This is a genomic window from Streptosporangium sp. NPDC002544 (assembly GCF_040295965.1).
GTDB lineage: Bacteria > Actinomycetota > Actinomycetes > Streptosporangiales > Streptosporangiaceae > Streptosporangium.
This window is the reverse complement of sequence record NZ_JBEOWJ010000014.1, coordinates 222,555-230,007: the sequence shown is the minus strand read 5'-3', so window position 1 is coordinate 230,007 and position 7,453 is coordinate 222,555. Positions and strand designations below refer to the sequence as shown.

Annotated in this window: 5 protein-coding genes; 3 read left to right on the top strand and 2 right to left on the bottom strand. The window is 71.6% G+C overall.

Features of this window, described 5'->3' with window-relative positions:
- Positions 1 to 42: 42 nt before the first annotated feature.
- A complete protein-coding gene (gene ald, locus ABT061_RS22795) occupies positions 43 to 1,158 on the bottom strand; it encodes an alanine dehydrogenase (RefSeq protein WP_350921106.1) in 1,116 nt (371 codons plus the stop codon).
- Positions 1,159 to 1,228: 70 nt separating this feature from the next.
- Positions 1,229 to 2,623 (bottom strand): aspartate aminotransferase family protein, encoded by a 1,395-nt coding sequence (locus tag ABT061_RS22790; protein ID WP_350921104.1) that lies wholly within the window; start codon positions 2,621 to 2,623, stop codon positions 1,229 to 1,231.
- Positions 2,624 to 2,919: 296 nt separating this feature from the next.
- On the opposite strand from ABT061_RS22790, the gene ABT061_RS22785 reads away from it, so the two are divergent.
- From ABT061_RS22785 to ABT061_RS22775, 3 genes are all read left to right on the top strand, one after another.
- A complete protein-coding gene (locus ABT061_RS22785) occupies positions 2,920 to 4,266 on the top strand; it encodes a M20/M25/M40 family metallo-hydrolase (protein ID WP_350921101.1) in 1,347 nt (448 codons plus the stop codon).
- 134 nt (positions 4,267 to 4,400) lie between these two features.
- A complete protein-coding gene (locus tag ABT061_RS22780) occupies positions 4,401 to 5,177 on the top strand; it encodes an ATP-binding cassette domain-containing protein (protein ID WP_350921099.1) in 777 nt (258 codons plus the stop codon).
- Positions 5,174 to 7,450, top strand: coding sequence for a YhgE/Pip family protein (locus tag ABT061_RS22775; RefSeq protein WP_350921096.1), 2,277 nt, complete (start codon positions 5,174 to 5,176; stop codon positions 7,448 to 7,450). Before ABT061_RS22780 ends, ABT061_RS22775 begins: the two co-directional genes overlap by 4 nt.
- Positions 7,451 to 7,453 lie beyond the last annotated feature (3 nt).

Genomic DNA, 7,453 nt, shown 5'->3' with positions numbered 1-7,453 from the left:
CGCCCCCCCCCGGGGGGGCCCGCGGGCCGCGCGGCATCCGGCTCAGGCGGCGATGACCTCGGAGACCGGCACGTAGGGCAGGCCGAGGGCGATGGCGACCTGCTCGTTGGTGAGCCGCCCCGCGTGGGTGTTGAGGCCCAGCGCGAGGGGGGCGTCCTGCTTGAGCGCGTCCTTCCAGCCGAGGCCGGCCAGCTTGACCGCGTAGGGCAACGTGGCGTTGGTCAGCGCGTAGGTGGAGGTGTTGGCGACCGAGCCCGGCATGTTGGCCACACAGTAGAAGACCGAGTCGTGGACCCGGTAGGTCGGCTCGGCGTGCGTGGTCGGCCGGGAGTCCTCGAAGCAGCCGCCCTGGTCGATGGCGATGTCGACGAGCACGGAGCCCGGCCTCATGGAGGAGACCAGCTCGTTGGAAACGAGGGTCGGGGCCTTGGCACCGGGGATCAGCACGGCCCCGATGACCAGGTCGGCCGCCAGGACCTCCTTCTCGATCGCGTACGAGGTCGAGACGAGGGTCTTGAGGCGGCCCTGGTAGATGGCGTCGACGAAGCGCAGGCGGTCGATGTTGAGGTCGAGGACCGTGACGTCCGCCCCCATGCCGACCGCGATCTGCGCGGCGTTGAGCCCGGCCACGCCGGCGCCGATGACGACGACCTTGGCGGGTGCCACGCCCGGCACACCACCGGGCAGCACGCCGCGCCCGCCGTTGAACCGCATCAGGTTGTAGGCGCCGACCTGCGGGGCCAGGCGGCCCGCGACCTCGGACATCGGGGCGAGCAGCGGCAGGGTGTTGCCGACCTGGACCGTCTCGTACGCGATGGCGGTGACCTGCCGCTCCAGCAGGGCGTCGGCGCACTCGCGGCCGGCCGCGAGGTGCAGGTAGGTGAAGAGCACCTGGCCGGGGCGCATGCGGTGGTACTCCTCCGCGATGGGCTCCTTCACCTTGAGGATCATCTCCGCCTGACCCCACACCTCGTCGGCGGTGTCCAGGATCTTGGCTCCGGCGGAGCGGTACTCCTCGTCACCGAGGTGCGAGCCGACACCCGCGCCACGCTGAACGTAGACGTCGTGACCGTGCCGGACAAGCTCGTACACACCTGCCGGGGTCGCGGCGACACGGTACTCATGGTTCTTGACCTCGGCAGGTACGCCGATCCTCATGGGAGCTCCTTTCGGGGTTTCAACGGGATGTCACGGTGAGCCTCGGTGAACCATGCGCGGCCGCTCGCGCTCAGAGCCGGCTCCACGCCTCCGTCAGCACCGAGCGGAGGATGGACTCGATCTCGTCGAACTCCTTGGGGCCGCAGATGAGCGGCGGGGCGAGCTGGATGACCGGGTCGCCCCGGTCGTCGGCGCGGCAATAAAGGCCCGCCTCGTACAGGGCGCCGGAGAGGAAGCCCCTGATGAGACGTTCCGACTCCTCGGTGTTGAAGGTCTCCTTGGTGGTCTTGTCCTTGACGAGCTCGACGCCCCAGAAGTAGCCGGAGCCGCGCACGTCGCCGACGATCGGCAGGTCGCGGAGGCGCTCCAGGGTGGAGCGGAAGACCGGCTCGTTGCGAGTGACATGACCGAGCAGGTCCTCCCGCTCGAACAGGTCGAGGTTGGCCAGCGCGACGGCCGAGGAGACCGGGTGGCCGCCGAAGGTGTAGCCGTGGGCGAACATCTCGGTGCCGTTCTTGAACGGCTCGAAGAGGCGATCGGAGGCGATCATGGCGCCGATCGGCGAGTAGCCGCTGGTCATGCCCTTGGCACAGGTGATGATGTCGGGGACGTAGTCGAACTTCTGCCCGCCGAACATGGTGCCGAGCCGGCCGAAGGCACAGATGACCTCGTCCGAGACAAGCAGGACGTCGTACTCGTCGCAGATCTCACGGAGGCGCTGGAAGTATCCGGGCGGCGGCGGGAAGCAGCCGCCGGCGTTCTGCACCGGCTCGACGAAGACGGCGGCCACGGTGTCGGGGCCCTCCATCTCGATGGCGCGGGCGACGCGCTCGGCGGCCCAGTAGCCGTACTGCTCCGGTGTCATGCCGGGCACGCCGGTGATCTCGTCGGCGCGGTAGTGGTTGGTGTTGGGCACCCGGACCGAGCCGGGGACCAGCGGCTCGAACATCTGCTTGAAGGCGGGGATGCCGGTGATCGACAGGGCGCCCTGCGGGGTGCCGTGATAGGCGATCTGGCGGCTGATGACCTTGTGCTTGAGCGGCTTGCCGGTCAGCTTGAAGTACTGCTTGGCGAGCTTCCACGCGCTCTCGACGGCCTCGCCGCCGCCGGTGGTGAAGAAGACCCGGTTGAGGTCACCGGGGGTCTCGGCGGCGAGGCGCTGGGCCAGCTCGACCGCCTTGGGGTGCGCGTACGACCAGAGCGGGAAGAACGCCAGCTCCTGGGCCTGCTTGGCGGCGGCCTCGGCCAGCTCGCTGCGGCCGTGTCCCGCCTGGACCACGAAGAGCCCGGCGAGGCCGTCGAGGTAGCGCTTGCCGTGCACGTCGTAGATGTAGGAGCCCTCACCCCTCACGATCATCGGCACCTCGGCGCCCTCATACGAGCTGTGCCGGGTGAAGTGCATCCACAGGTTGTCCTGCGCGGCCTTCATGAGTGAGGTCACGTCGGTGTTTTCAGGGTGCTTCATCACGATCTTCCCTCGTTTAGCTGAGCTCTCAACAGTCTGCCTGCCAGAACCGCTCTTGCCAAGTGAAAACGTGGTATTGAAGTGTTTGGAGCGTCGAAATCCGCAAAACATATATGCAACAACGACGAAATCCGTCATCGGGCGATGGTGGCTGACAACGGCGCCCGAATCTTACCCAACCCCCTGTTCCACTTGGCGGAACCCTGGCGCGCCGACGCCACGTGCGAGCGCCTCCGCGTCGGCGGCTGTGATCCAATAGGTAGGACGGACCAGATATTCAGATGCGAGGGAAAGTCGTGACTCCTGACGAGATCGAGAACGCCGTCACCGCCGGCCTGCCCCAGGCGATCGCGGACCTCAAGAGGCTCGTCGCCATCCCCTCCGTGGCCTTCCCCGGCCACCCGGAGGAGCCCGTGCACGCGGCCGCCGCGCTGACCGAGGAACTACTGCGGAGCACCGGCCTGCCCCGCGTCCAGCAGATCCCCGTCGAGGGGAGCTTCCCCGCCGTCTACGCCGAGGCCCCCGCTCCGCCCGGCGCGCCGACCGTCCTGTTGTACGCGCACTACGACGTGCAGCCCACGGGTGACCTCGCGCTCTGGCGCACCCCGCCCTTCGAGCCGACGGAGATCGATGGCGCGATCCACGGTCGCGGCGCGGCCGATGACAAGTCGGGGGTCATCTCCCATGTCGCGGCGCTCCGCACCTTCCAGGGCCGCTTCCCGGTCGGCGTCAAGGTCATCATCGAGGGCCAGGAGGAGTACGCCGGCGAGCGCCTGGAGTCCTTCGTCGAGCGCAACCCCGAACTGTTCCGCGCCGACGCGATCGTGGTCGCCGACACCGGTAACCCCCGGGTGGGCGATCCGTCGGTGACGACCTCGCTGCGCGGTATGGGCGCCTTCACCATCGAGGTGCGCACCCTCAAGGAGTCGTTGCACAGCGGCTCGTTCGGCGGCGCCGCCCCGGATGCCCTCGCGGCGCTGATCCGGATGCTCGCCGCCCTGCACGACGACCACGGCGACATCCGCGTCCCCGGCCTGCCACGCGGCAGCTTCCTCGGCTCCGGCCCGTCGGAGGAGGACTTCCGGTCCACCGCGGGCGTGCTCGACGGTGTCTCCACCATCGGCTCGGGCTCGCTGGCCGACCGCCTGTGGGCCTCGTACGCGATCACGGTCACCGGCCTGGACGTGCCGCCGGTCTCCGGCGCCGTCAACGCGGTCCAGGCTGTCGCCAGGGCCCGGGTGACGGTACGGGTGCCCCCAGCCGGCGACCCGAAGACGACGATCGAGGCGGTCGTCGACTTCCTGCGGCAGGTCGCGCCCTGGGGCGTTCAGGTGGACGTCGGCGACTACACCATGGGCTCCGGCTACCTCGCCGACACCGGTGGCGCGGCCCGCTCCGCACTGAACCGGGCCATGGAACGCGCCTTCGGCCGCCCGCCGCGCGACGTCGGCGCCGGTGGCTCGATCCCGCTCGTCTCCACCTTCGCCAGGCAGTTCCCCGCCGCCGCGATCCTGCTCTTCGGCGCCGAGGACGACGACGCGGCGATCCACGCCCCCAACGAGCGGGTGAACATCGAGGAACTCCGCCGCACCGCCACCGCCGAGGCGCTCTTCCTCCAGGAGTACGGCTCCGCGACGGCCTGATCGCCCGAAGACCCCGGCACGGCGCCCACGGGTGCGTGCCGGGGTGACACCCGGGCCCCTTCCCCGCCGGTCGGCGGCGGCGTTTCGCGTGATAGTTTTTGCACTGACCAGTCAGTTTAAAGAACGGCGGAACGGTGTTCGACGGTGTCGGGGTGCGCGCGGCGGGGCTCTCCCTGCGGGGCGAGCGCGGATGGGTCTATCGCGACGTCGGCATCGAGGCCGAGCCCGGCAGCCTCACCGCCGTCGCCGGGCAGGCCGGCAGCGGACGGACGAGCCTGCTGCTCACCCTCGCGGGCCGGATGAGACCCGGTTCGGGGACGCTCACCGTGGGCCGGTACACCACCCCGAGGGCGATCCGGAGCGTCGCCGCACTCGGCCTGTTCGACGGGGTGAACGACCTGGACGGGGCGCTGTCCGTGCGCGAGCACGTGCGGGAGCGGGTGCCCCGCCTCCCGCGGAGCCGCGGCCGGCGGGAGTGGGCCGCCGACGCGCTGGCCCTGGCCGGGCTGGAGCCGGATCCACGCGACCGGACCCTCATCCGCGACCTGGGCCGGGAGCGGCGGATCCGGCTCGGGATCGCGCTCGCGCTGCTCGACAGACCCGGGCTGCTGGTCCTCGACGACGTCGACGCCGGCCTCGCCCTCGATGGGCGCGAGAACCTCTGGGCCACCCTGCGCGACCTCGCCGAGCGGGGGCTGACCGTCGTCGCCTCGTGCACCGAGAGCGACCTGCCCCTGACGGTGCGCCTGCCCTGCCCCGGTGCGGCGACCGGCCCCGACACGACGACCGGCGTCGGCGCGACGGGCATCGCCGACACACGGGCCCTACCCGGCGGAGACCGGCGGGTCGAGAGGGAACAACCGCGGACCGTACCCGGTGGGGAGCGGAAGGACGGGGAGCAGGAGCGATGAGGTCGTTGCGGGCGGGACGGTTGGAACTGCGGCGGTTCACCCGATCGCGGCTGACCCGGGCAGCGCTGGCCGCGGTGGTGGTGCTGCCGCTGCTCTACGCCGGGCTGTACCTGTGGTCCTTCTGGGATCCGCAGAGCAATCTCGGGAACATCCCGGTGGCGCTGGTCGTGGAGGACCGGCCCGCGACCGTCGACGGCAGGACCGTCGACGCGGGCCGGGAGCTGGCGGAGGAACTGCGTGAGCGAAGGGTCCTCGGCTGGCGTACCGTCGACGCGCGTGCGGCGGCCGACGGCGTGAACGACGGCAGCTTCTACCTGTCCCTCACCATCCCGGCCGACTTCAGCGCCCGCCTCGCCTCACCCTCCGGGGAGGGCACCCCCGTGCCCGCCGAGCTGGGCGTGCGGGTGGACACCGGCCGCAGCTACCTCATGAAGACCATCTCCGACGCGGTGTTCACCGAGGTCAGGGCGGCGGCGGCCCGTACGGCGCTGAAGGACTACTGGGACAGCGTCTTCGTCTCCTTCGGCGAGCTGCACGACGCCACCAGGAAGGCGGCGGACGGCGCGGACGAGCTCCACGACGGTACGGCGAAGGCGCACGAGGGCGCGTCCGCGCTGCGCACCGGCCTCGGCCAGACCAGAGACGGCACTCGCCGGCTCGCCGCGGGCCTGAGCGGAGCCGACACCGCCGCGGGCAGGCTGGCGGCGGGGGCGGACAGGCTGGCCGGCGGCCTGAGCGAGGCCGAGAGCGGCTCGCGCGAGCTGGGCCGGGGGCTGAGCGAACTCACCGGCGGCGCCGAGCAGGTCGCGAAGGGCAACGCGCAGGCGTACCAGCAGATCCACGCCCAGGTACCGAGGATCAACAAGGTGGCCGACGAGGTCGTCCCGATGCTTGAGGAGAACGGCGAGCGGCTGCGGGCGCTGGCCCAGGCCGTCGAGCGGGGGGCCGACCTGGTCGCCGACGGCGCCGCGGCACCGTCCGGCGGGGCCGCGCAGGGCGCCGACCGGGCGCTGCGACAGGCGCGGGAGCTGCGGGAGGCGCTGGCGGGCAGCGCGGACGCCGACCCTCGGCTGCGCGCGATCGCCGACCGGCTCACCCAGTCCACCGAGGAGGTGGCCGCCGCGCTGCGGAGCCCCACCGGCGGTGGCGACGCGGTGGCCGGGCTACAGCGGGACGCCCGGAGGATCTCGGAGATCGCGAGCCGCACGGCGGAGGCCGCACCGGCCGCCGGGCAACGGCTCGACCAGGCCAGAGACAAGATCAACCAGCTGGACGAGGGGCTCGGCAAGCTCGCCGAGGGCTCGGCGAAGGTGAGCGCGGGCCTCGGTCGGGCGTCGGCGGCCAACAAGAAGATCACTTCTGGGATCTCGCAGCTCGGCGACGGCGCCACCCGCCTCGGCAGCGGGCTGTCCGAGCTCGGCGGCGGGATCGTCAAGCTGAGCGACGGCGCGGCCCGGGTGGACACCGGGATCGGCCGCCTGCGTGACGGCGCCGGAGAGCTGACCACCGGTATCGGCGAGCTCGCCGACGGGTCGGGGCAGCTGAGCGAGAAGCTCGGGGACGGCGCCGAGCAGATCCCCGACTACGGCGCGGACGAGCGCGCCGGCCGCGGTGACATGATGAGCGATCCGGTCAGGCTGGCCGGCCAGGTGGTCAACGAGGTGCCCGACTACGGCACCGGATTCGCCCCGTTCTTCGTCCCGCTCGCGCTCTGGGTCGGCGCGATGGTGACCTACATGGTGTTGCGCCCGCTCAACCCGCGTCTTCTCGCCGGTACGGCCCCCGCCTGGCGGATCGCGACGGCCGGATGGGTTCCGGCGCTGGTCCTGGGCTCGGCGCAGCTGGGCGTGCTACTGGCGGTGATCAGGTTCGGGCTCGGCATGGAGGCCGCGCACTGGGCGGGGGTCGCGGGATTCCTGCTGCTCACCGTGGCGGCGTTCACCGCGATCGTGCAGGCGGTCAACGCCCTGCTGGGCGCGCCCGGGCGGATCGCGGTGCTGGCGCTGCTGATGCTGCAGCTCACCTCGGCCGCGGGAACCTACCCGATCGAGACCTCGCCCGGCTTCTTCCAGACGATCTCCCCGTGGCTCCCGATGAGCTGGGTGGTCGGCGCGCTGCGGCGGCTGATCAGCGGCGGCGATCTCACCGTGGTCTGGCAGGGCTGCGGCGTGCTGACCGCGTTCACCGCGCTGGGCCTGGCCCTGAGCGTCCACGCGGCGCACCGGGGCCGCACCTGGTCGATACGCCGCCTCCACCCGGAGCTCGCGCTGTGACTA